Annotated in this window: 22 protein-coding genes; 11 read left to right on the forward strand and 11 right to left on the reverse strand. The window is 72.0% G+C overall.

Features of this window, described 5'->3' with window-relative positions; all coding sequences use genetic code 11:
* Window positions 1-173 precede the first annotated feature (173 nt).
* The 3 genes from IE308_RS20320 to IE308_RS20330 are packed head-to-tail and all read left to right on the forward strand — an operon-like array spanning window position 174 to window position 3,300.
* Window positions 174-1,325, forward strand: a complete 1,152-nt coding sequence (locus IE308_RS20320; RefSeq protein WP_190219020.1) for a Gfo/Idh/MocA family protein — start codon at window positions 174-176, stop codon at window positions 1,323-1,325.
* Window positions 1,322-2,473, forward strand: a complete 1,152-nt coding sequence (locus IE308_RS20325; protein WP_190219021.1) for a dihydrodipicolinate synthase family protein — start codon at window positions 1,322-1,324, stop codon at window positions 2,471-2,473. The genes IE308_RS20320 and IE308_RS20325 overlap by 4 nt, the downstream gene beginning before the upstream one ends.
* Window positions 2,470-3,300 carry a sugar phosphate isomerase/epimerase family protein gene (locus IE308_RS20330; protein ID WP_229908969.1) on the forward strand — a complete coding sequence of 277 codons (831 nt, stop codon included), beginning with the start codon at window positions 2,470-2,472 and terminating at the stop codon, window positions 3,298-3,300. Before IE308_RS20325 ends, IE308_RS20330 begins: the two co-directional genes overlap by 4 nt.
* 191 nt (window positions 3,301-3,491) lie before the next feature.
* On the opposite strand, the gene rbsD is transcribed toward IE308_RS20330, so the two are convergent.
* Genes rbsD through IE308_RS20355 form a run of 5 tightly spaced genes read right to left on the reverse strand, consistent with a single transcriptional unit; the run spans window position 3,492 to window position 9,283 of the window.
* The gene (rbsD, locus tag IE308_RS20335; RefSeq protein WP_190219022.1) at window positions 3,492-3,881 is read right to left on the reverse strand and encodes a D-ribose pyranase; all 390 of its coding nucleotides are present in this window, start codon (window positions 3,879-3,881) and stop codon (window positions 3,492-3,494) included.
* The gene (locus IE308_RS20340) at window positions 3,878-4,780 is read right to left on the reverse strand and encodes a ribokinase (RefSeq protein WP_190219023.1); all 903 of its coding nucleotides are present in this window, start codon (window positions 4,778-4,780) and stop codon (window positions 3,878-3,880) included. Before IE308_RS20340 ends, rbsD begins: the two co-directional genes overlap by 4 nt.
* A 15-nt stretch (window positions 4,781-4,795) precedes the next feature.
* Entirely contained in the window at window positions 4,796-6,742 is a 1,947-nt protein-coding gene (locus IE308_RS20345; RefSeq protein WP_190219024.1) for an ABC transporter permease/substrate-binding protein, read from the reverse strand.
* The gene (locus tag IE308_RS20350) at window positions 6,732-8,252 is read right to left on the reverse strand and encodes a sugar ABC transporter ATP-binding protein (protein ID WP_190219025.1); all 1,521 of its coding nucleotides are present in this window, start codon (window positions 8,250-8,252) and stop codon (window positions 6,732-6,734) included. Before IE308_RS20350 ends, IE308_RS20345 begins: the two co-directional genes overlap by 11 nt.
* Window positions 8,249-9,283, reverse strand: a complete 1,035-nt coding sequence (locus IE308_RS20355; RefSeq protein WP_110628311.1) for a LacI family DNA-binding transcriptional regulator — start codon at window positions 9,281-9,283, stop codon at window positions 8,249-8,251. Before IE308_RS20355 ends, IE308_RS20350 begins: the two co-directional genes overlap by 4 nt.
* 281 nt (window positions 9,284-9,564) lie before the next feature.
* Between IE308_RS20355 and IE308_RS20360 the strand changes: the two genes are divergently transcribed.
* Complete coding sequence (locus IE308_RS20360; RefSeq protein ID WP_308440118.1) at window positions 9,565-10,080, forward strand: DUF6624 domain-containing protein; 516 nt, start codon at window positions 9,565-9,567, stop codon at window positions 10,078-10,080.
* A gap of 48 nt (window positions 10,081-10,128) precedes the next feature.
* Here the strand turns inward: IE308_RS20360 and IE308_RS20365 are convergent, their stop codons facing one another.
* Both IE308_RS20365 and IE308_RS20370 read right to left on the reverse strand, forming a co-directional pair.
* Window positions 10,129-10,677, reverse strand: a complete 549-nt coding sequence (locus IE308_RS20365; RefSeq protein WP_229908970.1) for a DUF1062 domain-containing protein — start codon at window positions 10,675-10,677, stop codon at window positions 10,129-10,131.
* A gap of 190 nt (window positions 10,678-10,867) precedes the next feature.
* The gene (locus IE308_RS20370; protein ID WP_162655515.1) at window positions 10,868-11,347 is read right to left on the reverse strand and encodes a hypothetical protein; all 480 of its coding nucleotides are present in this window, start codon (window positions 11,345-11,347) and stop codon (window positions 10,868-10,870) included.
* A 47-nt stretch (window positions 11,348-11,394) separates the two neighbouring features.
* Here IE308_RS20370 and recD2 point away from each other — a divergent pair, with 47 nt between their 5' ends.
* Complete coding sequence (gene recD2 / locus IE308_RS20375) at window positions 11,395-13,647, forward strand: SF1B family DNA helicase RecD2 (RefSeq protein WP_110628307.1); 2,253 nt, start codon at window positions 11,395-11,397, stop codon at window positions 13,645-13,647.
* Window positions 13,648-13,878: 231 nt separating this feature from the next.
* On the forward strand, window positions 13,879-15,168 hold the full coding sequence (locus IE308_RS20380) for a citrate synthase (protein WP_110628306.1): 1,290 nt from the start codon (window positions 13,879-13,881) through the stop codon (window positions 15,166-15,168).
* A 618-nt stretch (window positions 15,169-15,786) separates the two neighbouring features.
* On the opposite strand, the gene IE308_RS20385 is transcribed toward IE308_RS20380, so the two are convergent.
* The gene (locus IE308_RS20385; RefSeq protein ID WP_110628305.1) at window positions 15,787-16,026 is read right to left on the reverse strand and encodes a heavy-metal-associated domain-containing protein; all 240 of its coding nucleotides are present in this window, start codon (window positions 16,024-16,026) and stop codon (window positions 15,787-15,789) included.
* Window positions 16,027-16,188: 162 nt separating this feature from the next.
* On the opposite strand from IE308_RS20385, the gene IE308_RS20390 reads away from it, so the two are divergent.
* Entirely contained in the window at window positions 16,189-17,232 is a 1,044-nt protein-coding gene (locus tag IE308_RS20390) for a zinc-dependent alcohol dehydrogenase family protein (protein ID WP_190219026.1), read from the forward strand.
* A 13-nt stretch (window positions 17,233-17,245) separates the two neighbouring features.
* Here the strand turns inward: IE308_RS20390 and IE308_RS20395 are convergent, their stop codons facing one another.
* Both IE308_RS20395 and IE308_RS20400 read right to left on the reverse strand, forming a co-directional pair.
* Window positions 17,246-17,806, reverse strand: a complete 561-nt coding sequence (locus tag IE308_RS20395) for a GNAT family N-acetyltransferase (protein WP_373314542.1) — start codon at window positions 17,804-17,806, stop codon at window positions 17,246-17,248.
* A gap of 50 nt (window positions 17,807-17,856) precedes the next feature.
* Window positions 17,857-18,057: a helix-turn-helix transcriptional regulator gene (locus IE308_RS20400; RefSeq protein ID WP_110628303.1), complete on the reverse strand. Its 201-nt coding sequence runs from the start codon at window positions 18,055-18,057 to the stop codon at window positions 17,857-17,859.
* Window positions 18,058-18,383: 326 nt separating this feature from the next.
* Between IE308_RS20400 and iolC the strand changes: the two genes are divergently transcribed.
* The 3 genes from iolC to mmsA all read left to right on the forward strand — a co-directional run bounded on the left by iolC (window position 18,384) and on the right by mmsA (window position 22,241).
* Window positions 18,384-19,334 carry a 5-dehydro-2-deoxygluconokinase gene (iolC, locus tag IE308_RS20405; protein ID WP_110628302.1) on the forward strand — a complete coding sequence of 317 codons (951 nt, stop codon included), beginning with the start codon at window positions 18,384-18,386 and terminating at the stop codon, window positions 19,332-19,334.
* The gene (locus tag IE308_RS20410; RefSeq protein WP_229908971.1) at window positions 19,331-20,320 is read left to right on the forward strand and encodes a Cgl0159 family (beta/alpha)8-fold protein; all 990 of its coding nucleotides are present in this window, start codon (window positions 19,331-19,333) and stop codon (window positions 20,318-20,320) included. Before iolC ends, IE308_RS20410 begins: the two co-directional genes overlap by 4 nt.
* 418 nt (window positions 20,321-20,738) lie before the next feature.
* Complete coding sequence (gene mmsA / locus IE308_RS20415) at window positions 20,739-22,241, forward strand: CoA-acylating methylmalonate-semialdehyde dehydrogenase (RefSeq protein ID WP_190219028.1); 1,503 nt, start codon at window positions 20,739-20,741, stop codon at window positions 22,239-22,241.
* Between the two features lie 66 nt (window positions 22,242-22,307).
* On the opposite strand, the gene IE308_RS20420 is transcribed toward mmsA, so the two are convergent.
* Window positions 22,308-23,147 (reverse strand): SCO4651 family lipoprotein, encoded by an 840-nt coding sequence (locus IE308_RS20420; protein WP_190219029.1) that lies wholly within the window; start codon window positions 23,145-23,147, stop codon window positions 22,308-22,310.
* Window positions 23,148-23,505: 358 nt separating this feature from the next.
* Here IE308_RS20420 and IE308_RS20425 point away from each other — a divergent pair, with 358 nt between their 5' ends.
* Window positions 23,506-24,936, forward strand: coding sequence for an APC family permease (locus tag IE308_RS20425; RefSeq protein ID WP_190219030.1), 1,431 nt, complete (start codon window positions 23,506-23,508; stop codon window positions 24,934-24,936).
* Window positions 24,937-24,960 lie beyond the last annotated feature (24 nt).

Below are 24,960 nucleotides of genomic sequence, written 5' to 3' on the forward strand. Positions count from 1 at the left end.
GCCGACGTGTTCGCCCCCTCGAACAACTCCGGGCATCCACACCCTTGTCCGGAGCGCTGCTCAGAGGCTAGCTTCTCCCTCATAGAAAGCGCTTGCTAAAGGGTACTGCGGAGCGCTGCAGAGTGCTCCAGCGGCACGAACGAAGGGCGCCCGGCGCCCACGAAGGGACTGACGTGACACGCAAGACGGTGCGTATCGCCATGAACGGCGTGACCGGGCGCATGGGCTACCGCCAGCACCTGGTCCGTTCCATCCTGGCCCTCCGCGACCAGGGCGGCCTCGACCTCGGCGACGGCACCGTGCTGTGGCCCGAGCCGGTGCTGGTCGGCCGCCGCGAGCACGCGCTGAAAGCGCTCGCTGAACGGCACGGTCTGGAGCACGTCGCCACCGACCTCGACGCCGTCCTCGCGGACGACACCGTCGACATCTACTTCGACGCCCAGGTGACCTCCGCCCGTGAGGAGGCGATCCGCAAGGCGATCGCCGCGGGCAAGCACATCTACACCGAGAAGCCCACCGCCACCGGCCTCTCCGGCGCCCTCGAACTGGCCCGGCTCGCCGAGGGCAAGGGCGTCAGGCACGGCGTCGTCCAGGACAAGCTCTTCCTGCCGGGCCTGCTGAAGCTCAAGCGCCTGATCGACGGCGGCTTCTTCGGCCGGATCCTGTCCGTGCGCGGCGAGTTCGGCTACTGGGTCTTCGAGGGCGACTGGCAGCCCGCCCAGCGTCCGTCCTGGAACTACCGCGCCGAGGACGGCGGCGGCATCGTCGTCGACATGTTCCCGCACTGGGAGTACGTCCTGCACGAGCTGTTCGGCCGGGTGAAGTCCGTCCAGGCGCTCACCGCCACCCACATCCCGCAGCGCTGGGACGAGAACGGCAAGCCCTACGACGCCACCGCCGACGACGCCGCCTACGGCATCTTCGAGCTGGAGGGCGGCGCGATCGCCCAGATCAACTCCTCCTGGACCGTCCGCGTCAACCGCGACGAACTCGTCGAGTTCCAGGTCGACGGCACCGAGGGCTCGGCCGTCGCCGGGCTGCGCAACTGCCGCGTCCAGCACCGCAGCGCGACCCCCAAGCCGGTCTGGAACCCCGACATCCCCGCCACCGAGGTCTTCCGCGACCAGTGGCAGGAGGTGCCGGACAACCAGGAGTTCGACAACGGCTTCAAGGCCCAGTGGGAGCTGTTCCTCAAGCACGTCTACGCCGGCGCCCCCTACCACTGGGACCTGCTGGCCGGCGCCCGCGGCGTCCAGCTCGCCGAGCTGGGCCTGCAGTCCTCGGCCGAGGGCCGCCGTATCGACGTACCGGAGATCGCGCTGTGACCATCCAACTGCCTGACGCCGACGGCCGGTTGCGGACCTACGAGCCCCGCACCGAGCCCCTCGCCGTCACCCCCGGCGCCCCCCTCACCTCCCGTACGGTGTTCTCGGCGGCGCACGTCGTCGCCGATCCGTTCGCCGACGTCACCCCCGACTCCCCGGCCGCCGTCGACTGGGACGCCACCCTCGCCTTCCGCCGCCACCTGTGGTCACACGGGCTCGGCGTCGCCGAGGCGATGGACACCGCCCAGCGCGGCATGGGCCTGGACTGGGTGGGAGCGGCCGAGCTGATCCGCCGCAGCGCCGCCGAGGCCAGGGCGGTCGGCGGCCGGATCGCCTGCGGTGTCGGCACCGACCAGCTCGCCTCCGGCACGCTCGCCGAGGTCCGCGCGGCCTACGAGGAGCAGCTCGCCGTCGTCGAGGCCTCCGGCGCCCAGGCCATCCTGATGGCCTCCCGCGCCCTCGTCGCCGCGGCCCGGGGCCCCGAGGACTACCTGGAGGTCTACGGCCATCTGCTGCGCCAGGCCGCCGACCCGGTGATCCTGCACTGGCTCGGCCCGATGTTCGATCCGGCGCTGGAGGGCTACTGGGGGTCCAGCGACCTCGACGCGGCGACGGACACCTTCCTGGAGGTGATCGCCGCCCACCCCGACAAGGTCGACGGCATCAAGGTCTCCCTCCTCGACGCCCGGCGCGAGATCGACCTGCGCCGCCGCCTGCCGCAGGGCGTGCGCTGCTACACCGGCGACGACTTCCACTATCCCGAGCTGATCGCCGGCGACGACCAGGGCTTCAGCCACGCCCTGCTCGGCGTCTTCGACCCGCTGGGCCCGCTCGCGGCCGAGGCGGTCCGGGTCCTGGACACCGGTGACACGGCGGGCTTCCGCGCCCTTCTCGACCCCACGGTCGAGCTGTCCCGCCACCTCTTCCAGGCCCCCACCCGCTTCTACAAGACGGGCGTGGTCTTCCTGGCCTGGCTGGCCGGCCACCAGAGCCACTTCACCATGGTCGGCGGGCTGCAGTCGGCCCGCTCCCTGCCGCACTTCGCCCGCGCCTACGAACTCGCCGACTCCCTCGGCCTGTTCCCCGACCCGAAGCTGGCCGAGGAGCGGATGAAGAACCTGCTCGCCCTGTACGGAGTCGCCCGGTGACCGGTCTCGAACGCTTCAGCATCAACCAGATGACGGTCAGGCAGCTGACCCTGCCCGAACTGGTCGACGCCTGCGGACAGTTGGGTGTCGGCCTGGTCGGCCTGTGGCGGGAACCCGTCCAGGAGTACGGCGTCGAGGCCACCGCCAAGCTGGTCCGCGACGCCGGTCTGACGGTGACGACCCTGTGTCGGGGCGGCTTCCTCACCGCCACCGACCCGGCCGAGCGGGCCCGCGCCCTGGCCGACAACCGGCGGGCGGTCGACGAGGCCGCGACCCTCGGCACGGACGTCCTGGTCCTCGTCTCCGGCGGCCTCCCGGCGGGCTCCAAGGACCTGCACGGCGCGCGCGAGCGGATCGCCGACGCCCTCGCGGAACTCGGCCCGTACGCCGAGCGGCACGGGGTGAAGCTGGCCATCGAACCCCTGCACCCGATGTACGCCGCCGACCGCTGCGTGGTCTCCACCCTCACCCAGGCCCTCGACCTCGCGGAACGCTTCCCCGCCCACCAGGTCGGCGTCACCGTGGACACGTACCACATCTGGTGGGACGACCGGGCGCCCGAGCAGATCGCCCGGGCGGGCGCGCAGGGCCGTATCCACACCTTCCAGCTCGCCGACTGGACGACCCCGCTGCCCGAGGGCGTCCTCAACGGCCGCGGCCAGATCGGCGACGGCTCGATCGACATGCGCGCGTGGCAGTCCTGCGTGGAGGCGGCCGGCTACACCGGCCCGATCGAGGTCGAACTGTTCAACGACGGCCTGTGGGCCCGGGACGGCCGGGAGGTGCTGGCGGAGACGGCGGAGAGGTTCGTGCGGCACACCCTGTAGCGCGCCTGGCGCGCCGGCCCGGAAAAAAATCTTGGAAGCGGTGTGCAACCCTTCGCGCCCGCGGCGGGTCGTACGTGGCATCAGGACTTCTGGAGGGGGGATCTGGGGGGATCCGCGGGGGTTCTGATGCGGAGGGGGTGAGCCGAGGGGGCTGCGGTCGACGGACCGCGGCCCCCTCGCAGCTTCCCGGGTCAGAAGAAGACGCCGCAGGTCAGCAGCACATTGGCGTACGGCCGTGCCTCGCCCGTGCGGACCACCAGCCGGGCGCCCGCCGACCGCTCCTTGAGCGCCGCGTGCGGCACCAGCTCCAGCTCGGGGAAGCGGCCGTCGAGCAGCGCCGCCGCCTCCGGGTTCGCGCCGCGCACCTCGCTCGCCGCCGTCGCCCCCTCCACCACCAGCTCCGCCAGCAGCCCGTCCAGCACCTGGGCGAAGGACGGCACCCCGGCCCGGAACGCCAGGTCGACCACGCGCGGCCCGTCCGGGATCGGCATGCCCGCGTCGCACACCAGCACCCGGTCCCCGTGTCCCAGCTCGGCGAGGGCCCCGGACAGGTGCCGGTTGAGGATTCCCGCCTTTTTCACAGCGCAGCGACCTCCGCCGCCGTCGGGAACGACTCCTGCGCCCCCGGCCGGGTGACGGCCAGCGCCCCGACCCGGGCCGCGTACCCGGCCGCTTCCGCCAGCGGGGAGCCCGTGCCCAGCCGCCACGCCAGCGCCGCGGTGAACGCGTCGCCCGCGCCGGTCGTGTCCACGGCGTCGACCGCGACCGGCGCGATCCGCGCGACCCCGTCCGCCGACGCCACGAGCGCGCCCTCCGCGCCGAGCGTGACCACCACCGACCGTGGCCCCTTCGCCAGCAGCAGCCGCGCCCAGTCCTCCGGCCGGTCGCTCACCGCGGCTCCGCCCAGGATCACCCGCGCCTCGTGCTCGTTGACGATCAGCGGGTCGCAGGCGTCCAGCACCTGCCGCGGCAGCGGACGCGGCGGCGAGGGGTTCAGCACGAAACGGCTGTCCGGCCCCAGCGCGCGCACCACCTCCACGACCGTCTCCAGCGGGATCTCCAGCTGGGCGGACACCACCCGCGAGGCGTGGAAGAGGCTGCCCGCCGCGCGCACGTCCTCGGGGGTGAGCCGGCCGTTCGCGCCCGGCGACACCACGATGCTGTTGTCCCCGGACGGGTCCACCGTGATCAGCGCGACCCCGGTCGGCGCCCCGCCGACCAGCACCCCCACCGTGTCCACCCCGGCCGCCCGCTGCGCGTCCAGCAGCAGCCGGCCGTACGCGTCGTCGCCGACCCGCGCCAGCAGCGCCGTACGCGCCCCGAGCCGGGCCGCCGCCACCGCCTGGTTGGCGCCCTTGCCGCCCGGGTGGACGGCCAGGTCGGAGCCGAGGACGGTCTCCCCGGCCGCCGGGCGGCGTTCGACCCCGATCACCAGGTCGGCGTTGGCCGACCCCACGACCAGCAGGTCGTAGTCGTACATGAAGTGACTCCCCTGTCAGCCGCTGAAACCGGCCACGTTGTCCCGCGTGACCACCTTCACCGGCACCTTGACCGTCTGCTCGGTCTTCCGGCCCTTCAGCGCCGTCAGCGCGTTGTCGACGGCGATCTTCCCGAGCCGGCTGGGCTGCTGGGCCACGGACGCGTACAGCGTGCCCGCCTCGACCGCCTTCAGCCCGTCCGGGGTGCCGTCGAAGCCGACCACCTGCACGGACTTCCCGGCCTTGGAGCCCAGCGCCTTGACCGCGCCGAGCGCCATCTCGTCGTTGGCGGCGATGACGCCCTGCACGTCGGGGTGGGCCTGGAGCAGGTTCGACATCACGTCGAGGCCCTTGGTGCGGTCGAAGTCCGCGGGCTGCTGGGCGACGACCTCGATGCCCGGGTAGGCCTTCAGCCCCTGTGCGAAGCCCTGGGCACGCTCCCGGGCGGCGGACGTACCGGCCTGCCCCTGGAGGATCACGATCTTCCCGTGGCCGCCCAGCTTCCCGGCGATGGTCTTCGCCGCCAGCTCGCCGCCGGCCACGTTGTCCGAGGCCACCAGCGCCTTCGTCTGCGCCTTGCTGACGCCGCGGTCCACGGCGATCACCGGGATGTCCGCCTTGTCGGCGGCCCGTACGGCGGGCCCGGCGGCGTCGGAGTCCACCGGGTTGACGACGATCGCGTCCACGCCGGAACTGGTGAAGTTCTGGAGCTGGTTGGCCTGCTGCGAGGCGTCGTTCTGCGCGTCGGTGACCGTGAGGTCCACGCCCAGCCGCTTCGCCTCCGCCCGGGCGCCCGCCTCGATCTGCACGAAGAACGGGTTGTTCAGGGTGGACAGCGCGAGGCCGATCCGCGGGTTCGCCGCCGCCGACGAGCCGCCGTGCAGGAAGGACGTGGCGCCCACGACGGCCACCGTCACCACGGCCGCCAGCCCGTACGTCACCGCCTGCCGCCCCTTGCCGCCCTGCGAGGCACCCGCCACCGGCGTGGCACCCGCCTTGCGGCGCAGGGTGTCCAGGAGCACCGCCAGCGCGATCACGACACCGATGACCACCTGCTGCCAGAACGCCGACACGTTCAGCAGGTTCAGGCCGTTGCGCAGCACCGCCAGGATCAGCGCGCCGATCAGCGTCCCGGACGCCTTGCCGGTGCCGCCCGCGAGCGACGCCCCGCCGATGACGACGGCGGCGATCGCGTCCAGCTCGTAGCCGTCGGCGGCCTGCGGCTGCGCCGAGGACAGCCGCGCGGCGAGCACGACACCGGCCACGGCGGCGAACAGCCCCGACAGCGCGTAGATGGCGAGCTTCTGCTTCCTCACCCGCAGCCCGGACAGCCGCGCGGCCTCCTCGTTGCCGCCGATCGCGTACATGGACCGGCCGATGTACGTCCGCCCCAGCACGAACGCGGCGACCAGCCCCATGACGGCCATGACGAGCACCGGCACGGGCAGCCATCCGCCGAGCGTGTCCCCGAGGTGGGAGACGGAGTCGGGGAACGGGATCGGGGAGCCCTCGGAGATCACCAGCGACAGACCGCGCCCCACCGACAGCATCGCGAGCGTCGCGATGAACGGCGGCAGCTTGCCGTACGCGATGAGGAAACCGTTCACCAGCCCGGCCGCGATCCCGGTCGCGACGGCGAGGACCACCGCGAGCGCCACCGGCACGCCGTGCTGTGTGGCGCTCCAGGCCAGCACGGTCGCGGACAGCGCGGCGACGGAGCCGACCGACAGGTCGATGCCCGCGGAGACGATCACGAAGGTGACACCGAAGGCGAGGACGGCCGTCACGGCCGCCTGCACCCCGATGTTGAGCAGGTTGTCCGTCGTCAGGAAGTCCCCGGACAGCGCCGACAGCGCGACGACGAGGACGATCAGCGCGGTGAGCGCGCCGTTGTCGAGCAGCACACGGCGGACCGCCGCGGCGCCACCGGCGCCCGAGGTGCTCTTGAGCGTTTCAGCGGCCACGGACGGCCTCCTTGTCGGTCGTGGGGTTGCTGACGGCGAGCGCCATGACGGCGTCTTGTGTGGCCTCCTCGGCGGACAGCTCTCCGGCGATCCGGCCCTGGGCCATGACCAGCACCCGGTCGCTCATGCCGAGCACCTCGGGCAGATCGCTGGAGATCATGAGGACGGCGGCACCGGCGGCCGTCAGCTCGTTGACGAGCTGGTAGATCTCGACCTTGGCGCCGACGTCGATGCCGCGCGTCGGCTCGTCGAGGATCAGCACCTTGGTGTCGGCGAGCAGCCACTTGCCGATGACGACCTTCTGCTGGTTGCCGCCGGACAGGGTCCGCACCCGCTGCCCGAGGCCCGCCATCCGCACGCCGAGCTGCCCGGCGATCCGCTCGGCCGCCGCGCGCTGCCCCTTCAGGTCGACCAGCCCGGCCCGGGTCGCGGACCGCAGGGTCACGAGCCCCAGGTTCTCCTCGACCGACGCGTCCAGCACCAGCCCCTGGCCCTTGCGGTCCTCGGGGACGAGCCCGATCCCGGCGGCCATCGCCGCGCCCACGTCATGCCGCCGCACGGCGGCACCGGAGACCTTCACCGCTCCCTTGTCGTACGGGTCGGCGCCGAACACCGCCCGCACGACCTCGGTCCGCCCGGCGCCGACCAGTCCGGCGATGCCGACGACCTCGCCCGCGTGCACCTCGAAGCCGACGTCGTGGAAGACGCCGTCGCGGGTCAGCCCCTCGACGGTGAGCAGCGGGGCGCCCTTGCCGGCCCGCTCGCGCGGGTACTGCTGCTCGATCGACCGCCCCACCATGAGCCGTACCAGCTCGTCCTGGGGTGTGGAGGCGGGCACCTGGCCGACGCTGCGGCCGTCCCGGATCACCGTCACCCGGTCGCCGAGGGCGGCGATCTCCTCCAGGTGGTGGGTGATGAAGACGATGCCGACGCCGTCCTCGCGCAGGGTGCGCACCAGGCCGAAGAGCCGGTCGACCTCCTCGGAGGTGAGCACGGCGGTGGGCTCGTCCATGACGAGCACCCGCGCCCGCAGGCTCAGCGCCTTGGCGATCTCGACCATCTGCAGCCGGGCGATGCCGAGTTCGCGCACCCGCGCGCGGGGCGACACGTCGACGCCGACCCGCTCCAGCAGGGCCGCGGCGTCGGCCTCCATCCGCTTGCGGTCGATCATCCCGAAGCGGCGCGGCTGCCGGCCGAGGAAGATGTTCTCGGCGACGGTCAGGTCGGGTACGAGGTTGAACTCCTGGTGGATGGTGGCGATCCCGAGGCGCTCGGAGTCCTGCGCCCCCTTGATCCGCACCTCCTCGCCGCCGACGAGGATCCGCCCGGAGTCCGGGGTGTGGGCGCCGGAGAGCATCTTGATGAGGGTGCTCTTGCCCGCGCCGTTCTCACCGAGGAGCACATGCACCTCGCCGCGGCGCAGGTCGAAGTCGACGCCGTCGAGCGCGACCACGCCGGGGAAGGTCTTGCGTATGCCCTCGATGCGCAGCAACTCGTCCGGGTCGCTCACGACGTGCTCCTTTGCACTGGGGAGGGGGGAAGCGGCTGGGGCGGCTCACCGCACGAGCGGCGTACGACGAGCCGGGCGGGCAGGGTCACCGACCGCGGCGGCCGCCCTTCGATGCGGTCGACCAGCGCCCGGACGGCGGCCCGCCCCAGCTCGCCGGTCGGCTGGGCGATCGCGGTGACCGGCGGATCGGTGTGCACGAACCAGGGGATGTCGTCGAACGCGGCGAGCGCGAGGTCACCGGGGACGGTGAGTCCCCGTGCCCGTACGGCGTCCAGCGCGCCGAGCGCCATCAGGTTGTCGGCGGCGAAGACGACCTCGGGCGGCTCGGGCAGGTCGAGGAATCCCTCGGTGACCCGCCGCCCGCTCTCGGCCTGGAAGTCGCCCTGGCCGATGTAGGCGTCCGGCAGCGGCAGCCCGAGGTCGGCGAGCGCCTCCCGGAACGCCTCCACGCGCTCGCGGCCGGTGGTGGTGGCGGCCGGCCCGGCGATGATGGCGAGCCGCCGGTGCCCGAGCCCGTGCAGGTGGGCGACGAGGTCCCGGACGGCGGCCCGCCCGTCGGACCGGACGACGGGCACGTCGACGCCGGGGATCCAGCGGTCGACGAAGACCATGGGCGTCCCGGCGCGCGCGGCGTCCAGCATGAGCGGGGAGCCGCCGTCGGTGGGGGAGACCAGCAGCCCGTCGATCCGCCGGTCGAGCAGGGTGCGGACGTGGTGGTCCTGGAGGTCGGGCCGCTCGTCGGCGTTGCCGATGATGACGCTGTAGCCGAGGGCCCGCGCCTCTTCCTCGACGGACCGGGCCAGCTCGGTGAAGTAGGGGTTCAGGACGTCGCTGATGACCAGCCCGAGGGTGTGGGTCTGGTCGGTGCGCAGCGACCGGGCGACGGCGTTCGGCCGGTAGCCGAGGGCCGCGACGGCCGCCATGACCCGCCGTCGCGCGTCCTCGCTGACCGAGGGATGGTCGTTCAGCACCCGCGACACCGTGGCCACGGACACCCCGGCCTCGGCGGCCACGTCCTTGATGCTCGCCATGCGCCGCGCCACCTCCTCGTGGAATCGATTACACGACCGCGACAGGAGGAGATTGGAAACGATTACACGCCGCCGGATCAACCCCCCGGCCGCATCCCGAGACCGGATCGTGATGAGGGGGCGCTCAGACGGGCGCGAGGTGAGGGGGGAGGGGGTAGATCAATTCTCCCCCGCGGAGAGGCCCCGTGTCACCGTCCTGCGGAATGATCTTTATGTGTGTTCTGTCCCTTTAGGCTGGCGGGGCGCGAAGGCAACAGCCCGTCATGGAAGGGGACTTGAGAGTGGCAGGGCAGGATCCGGAGACGACGGCACTGGCCGCGGAACTCGCCGGCATGGCGGAGGCGGACCACGCGGCCGCGGCAGGAGCGAACAGTGACGACCCGGCGGCCCAGCTGGCCTGGCGGCGGCTGACCGCACGGCACGGCGACCGGCTGAACGAGATCATGGACCGGGTCGGCTGGCCGACGGCCGACCTGGTCGGCGCGGAGGCGGCCCGCGCGGCCTGGCTGATCGCCCAGCACGCGGACCGCCAGCTCGACGTCCAGCGACGGGCGCTCGCCCTGCTGGAGCAGGCGGTGTCCGAAGGCCGGGCCGAGTCGCGCGACCTGGCCTTCCTGCGCGACCGCACGCTGGTCAACGAGGGCCGCCCCCAGATCTACGGCACCCAGATCGCCGGCGTCCGGGACGGCGCCCCGGTGCCATGGCCCTGCGAGGACCCCGACGGTGTGGACGCCCGCCGAGCGGAGGTGGGGATCGAACCGTTCGAGGAGTACGTGGGGAAGTTCCGGGTGGGGTGAGGGCCTGCCCGGCAGTGCGTGCCGGGCAGGCCCGCGGACGAGGGAAGGTCAGCGCTTGAGCGTGAACGTGAAGTCGGCCGAGAGCCTGCCGTTCAGGCGGACCGCCGAGACGAGGCTGCCGTCCTCGACCAGCCGCTCGGTCGCGGCCCGCGACAGACCGCACCCCTCGGCGATCAGCCGCACCGGCCGGACCGGGATCCGCGCCGCGAAGCGCACCGACACGTCGATCACCTCCTGGTCCAGGTGGTCCGCGCCGCCGGTGTCGAGGCGCCAGGCGCCGTCCCAGTCGAGCGCGACGCGGTTACGGCGCCGCAGGACCGGATCCTGGAGCAACTCGGCGGCCAGGCCGGGGTCGTTGCCGTGCATCCGGTCGAGCAGTCCGGGCGCGACGGAGCGCACGTTGGTCCGCTCGAAGACCGTGAGTTTCGCGGTGTCCCCGCACGCCGCGCACAGCACGAGGAGCCAGGCGTCGAGGAGCTTGTGGTTCGCGTTGACGCGGAACTTGCCGTTCGCCGCGAAACGCCCGGACGGGCAGGCGTGGCAGCGGCGCAGGACAGCAGGAAGGCAGGTGGGCATGACCGCCCAGGTGGTGAGCACAGAAGTACACCGGTTTCAGTGAGAAGTCCGCAGCAGGAAGCAGCACGGCGCGGCATGCGCGACGCGCGACAGATCAGCGCTCGGGAGGTCTCACACGGTGTACAACGGCACGCCCTTCATCCGACGACTCGCAACGGCAGCACGGTAGTTGCCCTCGCGGCGCCGCTCCACTGCTTTTCGGGGCCGGCCCTCAGGCGCGCCCCAGGAACACGACGGCCAGCGCGACCAGCGTGCCCAGGGCCACCACCGCGCCGATGACGCCGGCGACCCTCGCGGCCCTCAGGACGGCCGGCTTCTCCTCCCGCCAGCCCAACTCCCCGGCCACGCCCCGGATCAGCCGGTGGCCGTCGGCCGACGAGAAGCGGTACCGGCCCGAACCGTCCGGGCGCACGGCCGTCACCACGTACACGTTCCGCCCGACGGACACCGACCGCTGGAAACGGTCCCGCACCCGCACGACGTCCGTCAGCGTGAACACCCGCTCATCCGGCCGCAGTTCGACCCGGTAGGTGTGCGTCTGCGGCGGCCGGCTGTGGACGTCGACGGTCAGCTCGAACCCCCGCGCCGTCCCGCGCACCGCATACGGCGTCTCCGCGTCGGCGGCCGCGGCCGCCACCCTCGCCCGGAACGCGGCCACCGCGTCCGCACTGCTCGCTCCCCACATGGCCACGCACCGTAACAGTGCCCGCTGTCAGACCCCACCGGTACCGTCGGATCATGGCTCAGCAGGCGGGGACCCAGACCGGCGAGCGGCGGTTCGCCACGCTCGAAGGCGTGCTGGAGCGGATCACGTACGCCAACGAGGAGACCGGCTACACCGTCGCCCGGGTGGACACCGGAAGAGGCGGCGGCGACCTCCTCACGGTCGTCGGCGCGCTCCTCGGCGCCCAGGTGGGGGAGTCCCTGCGGATGGAGGGCCGCTGGGGCTCCCACCCGCAGTACGGCCGCCAGTTCCACGTGGAGAACTACACCACCGTGCTGCCCGCCACCGTCCAGGGCATCCGCCGCTACCTCGGCTCCGGCCTGGTCAAGGGCATCGGACCGGTCTTCGCCGACCGCATCACCCAGCACTTCGGCGTGGACACCCTGAGGATCATCGAGGAGGAGCCGAAGCGGCTCGTCGAGGTCCCCGGCCTCGGACCGAAGCGGACCAGGAAGATCGCCGACGCCTGGGAGGAGCAGAAGGCGATCAAGGAGGTCATGCTCTTCCTCCAGACCGTCGAGGTCTCCACGTCCATCGCCGTGCGGATCTACAAGAAGTACGGCGACGCCTCGATCTCGGTCGTGAGGAACCAGCCCTACCGGCTGGCCTCCGACGTCTGGGGCATCGGCTTCCTCACCGCCGACAAGATCGCCCGCTCGGTCGGCATCCCGCACGACAGCCCGGAGCGGGTCAAGGCCGGCCTGCAGTACGCGCTGTCCCAGTCCGCCGACCAGGGCCACTGCTATCTGCCCGAGGAGCGCCTGATCGCCGACGCGGTCAAGCTGCTCGGCGTGGACACCGGCCTGGTCATCGAGTGCCTCGCCGAGCTGGCCCGGGCCCCCGAGGACGGCGAGGACCCCGGTGTCGTACGGGAGAAGGTGCCCGCCCCGGACGGCGGCGAGCCCGTCACCGCCGTCTACCTCGTCCCCTTCCACCGCGCCGAGGTCGCCCTCTCCGCCCAGCTGCTGCGGCTGCTGCGGACCGACGAGGACCGGATGCCCGCCTTCCGGGACGTCGACTGGGGCAGGGCACTCGGCTGGCTCAAGCAGCGCACCGGCGCCGACCTGGCGCCCGAGCAGGAGGCCGCCGTCCGGCTGGCGCTCACCGAGAAGGTCGCCGTGCTCACCGGCGGCCCGGGCTGCGGCAAGTCCTTCACGGTCCGCTCGATCGTGGAGCTGGCCCGCGCCAAGCAGGCCAGGGTCGTCCTCGCGGCGCCCACCGGCCGGGCCGCCAAGCGCCTCGCCGAGCTGACCGGCGCGGAGGCCTCCACCGTGCACCGGCTGCTGGAGCTGAAGCCGGGCGGGGACGCCGCCTACGACCGGGACCGGCCGCTTCAGGCCGACCTGGTCGTGGTCGACGAGGCGTCGATGCTGGACCTGCTGCTCGCCAACAAGCTGGTCAAGGCCGTGCCGCCCGGCGCGCACCTGCTCTTCGTCGGGGACGTCGACCAGCTGCCCAGCGTCGGCGCGGGCGAGGTGCTGCGCGACCTGCTCGCTGACGGCAGCCCCGTCCCGGCCGTCCGCCTCACCCGGGTCTTCCGGCAGGCCCAGCAGTCCGGCGTGGTCACCAACGCGCACCGCATCAACGCCGGGCAGCATCCGCTCACCGACGGGCTGAAGGACTTCTTCCTCTTCGTCGAGGACGACACCGAGGAGGCCGGCCGCCTCACGGTGGACGTGGCGGCCCGCCGCATCCCGGCCAGATTCGGGCTCGACCCGCGCCGGGACGTCCAGGTGCTCGCCCCCATGCACCGGGGGCCGGCCGGGGCGGGCGCGCTGAACGGGCTGCTCCAGCAGGCCATCACCCCGGGCCGGCCGGACGTGCCGGAGAAGCGGTTCGGCGGGCGGGTCTTCCGTGTCGGCGACAAGGTCACCCAGATCAGGAACAATTACGAGAAAGGGAAGAACGGCGTCTTCAACGGCACCGTGGGTGTGGTCACCTCGCTCGACCCGGTCGACCAGCGTCTGACGGTGCTGACGGACGAGGACGAGGAGGTGCCGTACGACTTCGACGAACTGGACGAGCTGGCCCACGCGTACGCCGTGACCATTCACCGCTCCCAGGGAAGTGAATATCCCGCTGTGGTGATCCCCGTCACCACGGGAGCATGGATGATGCTCCAGCGGAACCTGCTCTATACGGCGGTGACCCGGGCCAAGCGGCTGGTCGTCCTCGTCGGTTCGCGCAAGGCGATCGGTCAGGCGGTGCGCACGGTGTCGGCCGGCCGGCGCTGTACGGCCCTGGATTTCCGGCTCGGAGGCCTGTGAGGTCGGGCGGATCGTGAGGCTTCGCAAAAAATGATCGATCAAATGAGTCGCGAAGGTCACAGAGCCCTTCCGGAAGGGCAACACAGGGGGCAGGATGAGAAAGTTGACGGCACTGAGTGCCGCCAATAGGCCCGATGGTCGACCCCGAGTGCACTCTCCTGAGCCGAGTGGGGGAAGGTAGAGACAGTCAGGGCACCTCGAAGATGAGGCACAACGTCGGTGAGGGAAGACGTGAGCGACAACTCTGTAGTACTGCGGTACGACGGCAACGAGTACACCTACCCGGTGGTCGACAGCACCGTCGGCGACAAGGGCTTCGACATCGGGAAGCTGCGCGCCCAGACCGGTCTGGTGACCCTGGACAGCGGGTACGGCAACACAGCCGCCTACAAATCCGCCATCACCTATCTCGACGGCGAGGCGGGCATCCTCCGGTACCGCGGCTACCCGATCGAGCAGCTGGCCGAGCGCTCCACCTTCCTGGAGGTCGCCTACCTGCTGATCAACGGCGAGCTGCCGACCGTCGACGAGCTCACCGCGTTCCAGGACGAGATCACCCGGCACACCCTGCTGCACGAGGACGTCAAGAACTTCTACCGGGGCTTCCCCCGGGACGCGCACCCGATGGCCATGCTGTCGTCGGTCGTCTCGGCGCTGTCCACGTTCTACCAGGACAGCCACAACCCGTTCGACGAGCAGCAGCGCAACCTCTCCACGATCCGCCTGCTCGCCAAGCTGCCGACGATCGCGGCGTACGCGTACAAGAAGTCGGTCGGTCACCCGTTCGTCTACCCGCGCAACGACCTCGGGTACGTCGAGAACTTCCTCCGCATGACCTTCTCGGTCCCGGCGCAGGAGTACGACCTCGACCCGATCGTCGTCTCGGCCCTGGACAAGCTGCTCATCCTGCACGCCGACCACGAGCAGAACTGCTCGACCTCGACGGTCCGCCTGGTGGGCTCCTCGCAGGCCAACATGTTCGCGTCGATCTCGGCCGGCATCAACGCGCTCTGGGGCCCGCTGCACGGCGGCGCCAACCAGTCCGTGCTGGAGATGCTGGAGGGCATCCGCGACGCCGGCGGTGACGTCGACTCCTTCATCCGCAAGGTGAAGAACAAGGAGGACGGCGTCCGCCTGATGGGCTTCGGCCACCGGGTCTACAAGAACTTCGACCCGCGCGCCAAGATCATCAAGGCGGCCGCGCACGACGTCCTCTCCGCGCTCGGCAAGTCCGACGAGCTGCTGGACATCGCGCTGAAGCTGGAGGAGCACGCGCTCTCCGACGACTACTTCGTCTCGCGCAGCCTCTACCCGAACGTCGATTTCTACACCGGCCTGATCTACCGGGCCATGGGCTTCCCGACCGAGATGTTCACGGTCCTGTTCGCCCTCGGCCGCCTGCCGGGCTGGATCGCCCAGTGGCACGAGATGATCAAGGAGCCGGGCTCGCGCATCGGCCGCCCGCGCCAGATCTACACCGGCGTCGTCCAGCGGGACTTCGTCCCCGTCGAGGAGCGCTGACCCGGAGCGCTGACCCGGCTGTCGCCGAGGGGCCGTCCGCAAGGGCGGCCCCTTCGGCGTGTTCCGGGCATGGTGTGCGCCTGCGGGTGTGGGTCTATGCAGAAGGCGCCCCGGTGCGCCGGTCCCCCCACGGGCCGACGACCAGGGCGCCTTCCCATGTCCCGGTGCGGATTCCCCCCACGGGATCCGGCCGGGCGTCTGTGAGGACACAGCGCCTGAATCGCTGTTTGAGCAGAATGAGCAGAACTGCTCGTACTACTCGACGTGCCATCGTCGTGCTCGATGTGCGGTCTGCCGGGACAGCGCACGCTGGGAGGGCCGCTCAAAGCTTCCCGGTGTACGTGTCCCGGCAACGCAGCTCTGGAGAGGTCCCCCAAGACATCTCCAGATGTCAGTCGGCGCCCCCCAAGACGCTTCCTGACATCGCCAACTTAGACCTTCGAACCCCTTCGATGGTTACGTTCACATCACTGTGATCTGTGTCTCTTGCATTTGTCCGTTAAATGCGCAAGGGCGCCGATATGGCAATCGGAGTCCACGCGCGAGGATGATGCGCAAGACTTGTGAAGAGCTTATGTGAGTCCCGCGCCCGAGCGAAAGGGCGGGGGTGGGGCTCGGTCAGGCCCGGCCCTTGAACTCGAAGCCCGCCTCGTCGACGGCCGCGCGCACCGCCGCCTCCTCCAGCGGGGCCGCCGAGACGACGGTGACCTCGCCGGTCGCGGCGACCGCCGTGACCGAGCTGACGCCCGGGATCCCGGAGATCTCGCGGGAGACGGAGCCCTCGCAGTGGCCGCAGCTCATGCCGCTGACCTGGTAGACGGCGGTGACGGATCCGGGGGTGTCGGTCTGGGCGGTCATGTCGTTACTCCTTGTCGAAGGAACCCTTCTCGGTGGCCCACACTATACCCCTGGGGGGTATTGAGGGCTTTTCCGGAGGGGTTCGGCGCGTCAGGCCCCCCGGGTGGCGGCTAGCGTTCTGCCGGAGATCGTCGGCCGGGACGGAAGGGCGGGGCGTACGGCATGCGCGCGGTGGTGTTCGAGGAGTACGGCAGGCCCGCCGGGGTGCGGGAGGTCGCGGACCCCAGGCCCGCGGAGCACGGCGTCGTGGTGCGGGTGGAGGCCACCGGGCTGTGCCGCAGCGACTGGCACGGCTGGCAGGGCCACGACCCGGACATCACGCTGCCGCACGTGCCCGGTCACGAACTCGCCGGTGTGGTGGAGGCGGCCGGCCCCCGGGTGACCCGCTGGCGCCCCGGGGACCGCGTCACCGTCCCCTTCGTGTGCGCCTGCGGCACCTGCGCCGCGTGCGCGGCCGGCGAGCAGCAGGTGTGCGAGCGGCAGACCCAGCCCGGCTTCACCCACTGGGGCTCCTTCGCGCAGTACGTGGCGCTGGACCACGCCGACGTCAACCTCGTCGCCGTACCGGAGGAGATGTCGTACGCCACGGCCGCCTCCCTCGGCTGCCGGTTCGCCACCGCCTTCCGCGCGGTCGTCCAGCAGGGCCGTACGGCCGCCGGGGAGTGGGTCGCCGTGCACGGCTGCGGCGGTGTGGGGCTGTCCGCGGTGATGATCGCGGCGGCCTGCGGGGCGCGGGTCGTCGCCGTCGACGTCTCGCCCGGGGCGCTGGAGCTGGCGCGGGAGTTCGGCGCCGCCGCGTGCGTCGACGCCACACGCGTCCCGGACACCGCGGCGGAGATCCGCGACCTCACCGGCGGCGGGGCACACCTGTCCCTGGACGCCCTCGGCTCACCCGGCACCTGCGCCGCGTCCGTGAACTGCCTGCGCCGCCGCGGCCGGCACGTGCAGGTCGGCCTGCTGCCCTCGGCCGACGGCACCACCCCCGTGCCCATGGCCCGCGCGATCGCCCTGGAGCTGGAACTGCTCGGCAGCCACGGCATGGCCGCGCACACCTACCCCGCGATGCTGGAACTCGTCCGCTCCGGTGCCGTACGCCCCGACCGCCTCGTCACCGCCACGATCCCGCTGGACGCGGCCCCGCGGGCGCTCGCCGGGATGGGGAGCGCGCCCGCGGCCGGGGTGACGGTCGTCGAACCCTGGCGCTGACCCGCGGGGCGGGTCAGGCCGTGCCGCGGCGGGCCGCCCACTCGTGGTCGAGGATGGCCATCAGCACCTCGTCCACCCAGACCCCCTCGCGGAACTGAGCCTCCCGCCGGACGCCCTCCACGACGAAACCGGCCTTCTCGTACACGCGCAGCGCCCGCAGGTTGTGGCTGTAGGCCTCCAACTGGATGCGGTGCAGGCCCAGTCGGTCGAAGCCGTGGCCGACGATCAGCCGCGTCGCCTCGGTGCCCAGGCCCCGGCCGCGGCCCCGCGGGCCGATGAGGGTGCGGAAGGTGCAGCTGCGGGCGTGCGGGTCGACCTCGTACAGGACGACCTCGCCGACCAGCTCGCCGGTGGCGCGGTCGGTGACGGCCAGGTCGAGCCGGTCGGGCTGCTCGGCGCGGGTGCCGTACCAGGAGCGCAGCCGCTCCAGGGTGAGGTCGGTGCCGGGCTCGAAGGTGAAGCGGACCACCTCGGGGTCCCGGACGATCTCCCACATCGGGTCCGCGTCGGCCTCCGTGAAGGGCCGCAGCACGGTCTTCTCGCCGGTGAGGACGGGTTTCTCGGAGAAGTTCACCCGACGCACTGTGCCCCACACGGCGGTGGGGCACACAGCGGTTTTCCGGCTCAGTCCGGCCTGCGGTTCCGGTTGCCGGGCCGGGAGGCCACCCAGGCGCGGACGGTGTCGTCGTACCAGTAGGGCTTGCCGCCCTCCACATGGTCGGGTGGCGGCAGCAGCCCGTGCTTGCGGTAGGACCGTACGGTGTCCGGCTGCACCCTGATGTGTGCCGCGATCTCCTTGTAGGACCAGAGCCTGCGGTCGGTCATGAGTTGCACCTCCCTGCGCGCGCCGCGGCGGCGGCCTTGGGACGGCCGTCGGGGGAGCCGGGCGCTGTGCTGGCGATCACCAAGCCTGCGTCCGGAGAACGACGCCGGGTGAGGACGGGGCAGGGGCTGTCGTGCGGGTGTGACGCACAGCCCGCGTACATGCGACATGTGTGACACAAGAGGGGCGTTTGTGACAGACGTGATGCAAAGGCGGCGGGAGGGGCGCCGAAGTTCTCGTCCGAATGTCCGGACAAAACATTGACAGGGCTTCGGGCCGGGGGCTAGAAAACCGGGGGAGGGCCGATGGCCGATGTGAAGGGAAGCCGATGGCGTACGACCTGATCACCATGGGGCGGCTCGGCGTGGACCTGTACCCGCTCCAGACCGGTGTGCCGCTGCCGCAGGTGACGTCCTTCGGCAAGTTCCTCGGCGGCTCGGCCGCCAACGTGGCCGTCGCCGCGGCCCGCCTCGGCCGGCGCACGGCGCTGATCTCCCGGACGGGGGACGACCCCTTCGGGACGTATCTGCACGAGCGGTTGCGGGAGTTCGGGGTCGACGACCGCTGGGTCACACCCGTCGCCGCCTACCCCACGCCGGTCACGTTCTGCGAGATCTTCCCGCCGGACGACTTCCCGCTGTACTTCTACCGCCGGCCCAAGGCCCCCGACCTGGAGATCGACGCGCACGACCTCGACCTCGACGCCGTCCGCGCGGCCCGGATCTTCTGGGTCACCGGCACGGGGCTCAGCGAGGAGCCGAGCCGTACGGCGACGCTGGCGGCGCTCGCCCACCGCGCGAAGGCCGGGACGACCGTGTTCGACCTGGACTGGCGCCCCATGTTCTGGGCCGACCCGGACGCGGCCCGCCCCTTCTACGCCGAGGCCCTGCGGCACACCACCGTCGCCGTCGGCAACCTCGACGAGGTCGAGGTCGCCACCGGCCTGCGCGACCCGCACGCCGCCGCCCGGGCCCTGCTGGACGCGGGCGTGGAGCTGGCGGTGGTCAAGCAGGGGCCCAAGGGCGTCCTCGCGGTCGGCCGGGACGGCGAGCAGGCGGAGGTGCACCCGCTGCCGGTCGAGGTCCTCAACGGCCTCGGCGCCGGCGACGCCTTCGGCGGCGCGCTCTGCGACGGCCTGCTCGCCGGCTGGGACCTGGAGCGGACCATGCGCTGGGCCAACGCCGCCGGCGCCATCGTCGCCTCCCGCCTGGAGTGCTCGTCGGCGATGCCGGCCCCGGACGAGGTGGCGGCCGCCCTGGAAGCGGGAGCGGTCCGATGAGAGCGGGCCGCGTCACGGGCGCCCACCAGGAGACGACCACGCCCGAGGGCACCTCCGGCGCCTCGGCCGCCCCCGCCGCGGACGCGTCCGCCGTCCCGCCCCGCCCCCGCATCGACGTCCACACCCTCGTCCGTACCCGGGCCCGGCATCCCGAGGCCGTCGCGGAGGCCGCCGCGCGGCGGCGGCGCAGGCCGTTGCTGAACGAGCAGGGCAGGCTGATGATCGTCGCCGCCGACCACCCGGCCCGCGGCGCGCTCGGCGTGGGGGAGCGGCGGCTCGCCATGGCGAACCGGGCCGACCTGCTGGAGCGGCTGTGCCTCGCGCTGTCGCGGCCCGGTGTGGACGGCGTCCTCGCCACCGCCGACATCCTCGACGACCTGCTGCTGCTCGGCGCCCTCGACGACAAGGTCGTCATGGGGTCGATGAACCGCGGCGGCCTCCAGGGCGCCTCCTTCGAGCTGGACGACCGCTTCACCGGCCACCGCCCCGAGGACATCGAGCGCCTCGGCTTCGACGCGGGCAAGCTGCTGCTGCGCATCGACTACGACGACCCCGGCTCGCTGGCGACGCTGGAGTCCACCGCGCGCGCGGTCGACGCGATGGCGGCCCGCCGGCTGCCCGTCTTCGTCGAGCCGTTCATCAGCCGCCGCACCCCGGACGGCCGGCTGGTGAACGACCTGTCCGCCGAGGCCGTCACCCGCTCCCTCGCCATCGCCTCCGGACTCGGCGGCTCCTCGGCCTACACCTGGCTGAAGGTGCCCGTCACCGAGGACCCCGACGACATGGCCGAGGTCATGGCCACCAGCACACTGCCCGCCGTCCTCCTCGGCGGCGACGTCGGCGACGACCAGGACGCGGCGTACGAGAAGTGGCGCGGCGCCCTGCGCCTGCCCACCGTGCGCGGTCTGGTCGTCGGCCGCTCCCTGCTCTACCCGCCGGACGACGACGTGGCCGTCGCCGTGGACACCGCCGTGGGGCTGCTGTGACCGCCGGCCACAACCGTGAGGGCCTTGTGACGGCTCGCAACTACTCAGTGTCCGACGGTGCTTGTACCGTGCAGGGAGGGAGCGGCACCACAGCACCCCCGGCACCCACCCCCCTGATCGCCTCCGGCGCGGGAGGCCGCTTCGCCCTGGCAGGAGCGAAGTGCGAGCGACGACTCCCCGCCCGCTACGGCCCCGCGCCGGAGGTTCCGCACGGCCGCGGCCCGCGCACCGGCGCCACCGCATGTGTCTACGCCGGGACCCGAACGGCAGACACAGTGTCGGGCGCGCCGCCCGTCCGGGCCTGGTGGGATGGTCCTGTGGCCGAGACCGCGACCCGACCGTCGCCGGTCACGCCACATGAGCTGTACGCACGGCACGTCTCCACCCGACGCCGCCATCTGTGAAGGAGTAACCGGGCATGACGAAGATCGTCAACCACTGGATCGGCGGCAAGGCCGTCGAGGGCACGTCGGGCAGCTTCGGCCCGGTCACCGACCCGGCCACGGGCCAGGTCACCACCAAGGTCGCCTTCGCCTCCGTCGAGGAGGTGGACGCGGCGGTCGCGGCGGCCAAGGACGCCTTCGCGACCTGGGGGCAGTCCTCGCTGGCCCAGCGCACGTCGATCCTGTTCCGGTTCCGGGCGCTGCTGGACGCGCACCGCGACGAGATCGCCGAGCTGATCACCGCCGAGCACGGCAAGGTGCACTCCGACGCCCTCGGCGAGGTGGCGCGCGGCCTGGAGATCGTCGACCTGGCGTGCGGGATCAACGTGCAGCTGAAGGGCGAGCTGTCGACGCAGGTCGCCAGCCGTGTGGACGTCGCCTCGATCCGGCAGCCGCTCGGTGTCGTCGCGGGCATCACGCCGTTCAACTTCCCGGCGATGGTGCCGATGTGGATGTTCCCGATCGCCATCGCGTGCGGCAACACCTTCGTGCTGAAGCCGAGCGAGAAGGACCCCTCGGCCTCCCTCAAGCTGGCCGAGCTGCTGGCCGAGGCCGGTCTGCCGGACGGTGTGTTCAACGTCGTGCACGGCGACAAGGTGGCCGTCGACCGCCTCCTGGAGCACCCGGACGTCAAGGCCGTCTCCTTCGTCGGCTCCACCCCGATCGCCCGCTACATCCACACCACGGCCTCCGCCCACGGCAAGCGCGTGCAGGCCCTCGGCGGCGCCAAGAACCACATGCTGGTCCTGCCGGACGCCGACCTGGACGCCGCCGCGGACGCCGCCGTGTCGGCCGCCTACGGCTCCGCCGGCGAGCGCTGCATGGCGATCTCGGCCGTCGTGGCGGTCGGCGCGATCGGCGACGCGCTGGTGGAGAAGATCCGCGAGCGCGCCGAGAAGATCAAGATCGGCCCGGGCAACGACCCGGCGTCCGAGATGGGCCCGCTGATCACCGCCGCCCACCGCGACAAGGTGGCGTCGTACGTGGCGAACGCGGCGGACGAGGGCTGCGAGGTCGTCCTGGACGGCACCGGGTACACCGTCGACGGCTTCGAGGACGGCCACTGGGTCGGCATCTCGCTGCTGGACAAGGTGCCCACCAGCGCCAAGGCCTACCAGGACGAGATCTTCGGCCCGGTGCTGTGCGTGCTGCGCGTGGACACCTACGAGGAGGGCGTGGCCCTCATCAACGGCTCGCCGTTCGGCAACGGCACCGCGATCTTCACCCGGGACGGCGGCGCCGCCCGCCGCTTCCAGCTGGAGATCGAGGCCGGCATGGTCGGCGTGAACGTCCCGATCCCGGTCCCCGTCGGCTACCACAGCTTCGGCGGCTGGAAGGACTCCCTCTTCGGCGACCACCACATCTACGGCAACGACGGCACCCACTTCTACACCCGCGGCAAGGTCGTCACCTCCCGCTGGCCGGACCCGTCCGAGGCCCCGGCCGGCGTCGACCTGGGCTTCCCGCGCAACCACTGAGCGGCCCCCGGCCCTGCCCGCGGCGCCCCCGTCCCTCCGCGCAGGAGGGACGGGGGCACCCGCGCGTCACTGCTCCAGCGCGCCTTCGCGCTGCTGCCTGACCTGCTCGCTGAGGTCGCCGGTGTCCCCGGCGGGCGGGGCAGTGATCGGCTTGGTGGCGCCGAACTTCAGGAAGTCCATCGTCACCGTCATGCCGGCGCCGCTCTGCCGCATGCGCACCGGCAAGTCCTTGCCGTCCACCCAGATGTCGCAGGTCATCTTGCCCCCGTTGGCCTTCAGGGCCTGCACGGCGGCCTTCTTCTCCGCCTCGGAGAGCTTCGGGCTGGCGTTGATCTCCGCCACGCCGACGCTGCCCTGGTAGTGGTGGGCCTTCTTGCCGAGGACGGTCTCCTCGCCGAGGTCCTTCACGTCCGTGGAGGTCTTCATGTAGTGCAGGGACGCCGTCGGGTCGGCGTTGGCCTCCATGTTGTCCACGGCCGCCTCGCCCATCACGGCGGAGACGTCGACGCGCATCCAGTGCTTGCCCTTCAGGGGGCCGCTGGGCTGCGGGTCGATGCCGTAGTAGTAGGCGCCGTCGACCATGATGGTCCGCGTCGTCGGATCGTCCTGCAGCGAGGTCATCTGCGCCGCGGCGGTGTCCATCTCGACATCCATGGCGGCACCGTCGCCCCACGAGTACGTGCCGTTCATGGCGACCGGCTTGCCGCCGGCCGCCGCGAGCGTCGTCGTCGTGGCGATCTCGGCCGAGCCGAGCTGCTCCGTGCGGTCCGACGCGCGCGCCAGGACCGCCATGATCTGGTCGGCGCTGTCCGCCGCCACCTTGGCCGACTCCGCGCTGCACGCGGACGTCGCCATCAGCGCCGCGGTCGTGAACCCCACCCAGACCGCGCCGTGCCTCAGCTTCATGTGCCCCACCCCAAGTGGCCGCTGTGATTCAACTGTGGCTGCCGACTCTAGCGACCCCCTCTGACAGCCGTCCGGCCTCCCCCGGGCGTCCGGATACCGGACAGCTCACTTTTTCTTGACGCCGCCGCTGCGATTCTCGTACGGACCCAAGTCCCCTGGATGTCCGGCAGTAGTGACGTATCCGCGATCAACCGCCCTCTGGATCTACGGATTCCGTAGGTAAACACCTATTGACGCAGCGGTTTTCGTCGGGGTTCGATGCGGCGTCGGGAGCGGACGACAACAGCACCACCCCAGCCGCCGGAGGCGATAGCGCTCCCGCCCGAACCACCCCGTACCAGTCGATCGGAACCGCTGCATGACCGACACGCTCCGCCCTGCCGCCCCAGCCGTCCCGCACGCCGCGGGCAGCAGTCCGAAGACCCTCAAGCGTTCCATCGGCGTCGTCGGCGGCACCCTGCTCACGCTGTCCTGCGTGACACCCGCCTCCACGCTCTTCGTGGTCGTCCCCGACCTGTTCGGCTCCCTCGGCACCGCCACCGCCCTGACGATCGCCATCGGCTCCCTCCTCTGTATCGCCGTGGCGTTCTGCTACTCCGAGCTGGGCACCCTCATCCCCAGCGCGGGCGGCGAGTACGCCATGGTCTCCACGATGGCCGGACGGCTCGCGGGCTGGCTCGTCTTCGTGCTCTCCCTGCTCGTCGTGATGATCGTCCCTCCGGTGATCGCGATGGGCACCGCCGACTACCTCGCCCCGCTGGTCCACCTCGACCCGTCGATGACCGGCGCCGGCGTCATGCTGCTTGCCACCCTCGCCGGCCTGCTCGACCTGCGCGCCAACGCCTGGATCACCGGCATCTTCCTGGTCCTGGAGGTCATCGCCGCGGCCGTCGTCGCCGTCCTCGGCTTCGCCCACGGCCACCGCGGCGCCGGCAGCCTCGTCTCCATGCAGGTGGCAGGCGCGGACGGGCACGCCGACACCGTCACCGCCATGCTGGTCGTCTCCGGCCTCGCCATCGCCCTCTTCGTCACCCAGGGCTTCTCGACCGCCGTCTACCTCTCCGAGGAGCTGGAGAACCCGCGCCGCAACGTCGCCCGCACGGTCCTCGCCACCCTCGCCATCTCCTCCGTGATCATCCTGGTCCCGGTCGTCGCCATCACCTTCGGCGCCTCCGACCTGTCGGAGCTGACCGGCGGCGACATCGGCTCCATGGTCACCGCCTGGTCCAACTCCGCCGTCGGCACCTTCGTCAGCCTGTGCGTCGCCCTCGCGATCATCAACGCCGGCATCGTCATGGTCATCCAGAACTCCCGCGTGCTGTTCGCCTCCGCCCGCGACAAGGCCTGGCCCGAGCCGGTCAACAACGTCTTCTCCAAGCTCGGCCGGTTCGGCTCCCCCTGGGTCTCCACCCTCGCCGTCGGCGTCCCGGGCGCGGTCCTCTGCTTCGTCAACCTCGACACGCTGTACGGCGTCACCGGCGTGTCGGTGACCGGCATGTACCTGCTCGTCGCGATCGCCGCGCTGCTCTCCCGCCGCGGCGCCCACCGGCACGGCTCCGCCTGGCGGATGCCGCTGTGGCCGGCCGTGCCCGTCCTGCTGATCGCGGTCCTCGCCTACATCCTGACCCAGCAGGAGACCTCCTACCTGCTGTGGACCGGCGGCATCACCGCCGTCGCCACCCTGTACTGGGCCCTGTACCTGCGCCCGCGCCGCGACACCCGCTGGCTGGTGTCGATCCCGGAGGACGCGCAGGAGGCCGAGGAGGCGCGGGAGGCGCACGCCGTCTGATCCGGCGTACCGCCACCGCGGTAC

Source organism: Streptomyces griseosporeus, assembly GCF_014656055.1.
Classification (GTDB): domain Bacteria; phylum Actinomycetota; class Actinomycetes; order Streptomycetales; family Streptomycetaceae; genus Streptomyces; species Streptomyces griseosporeus.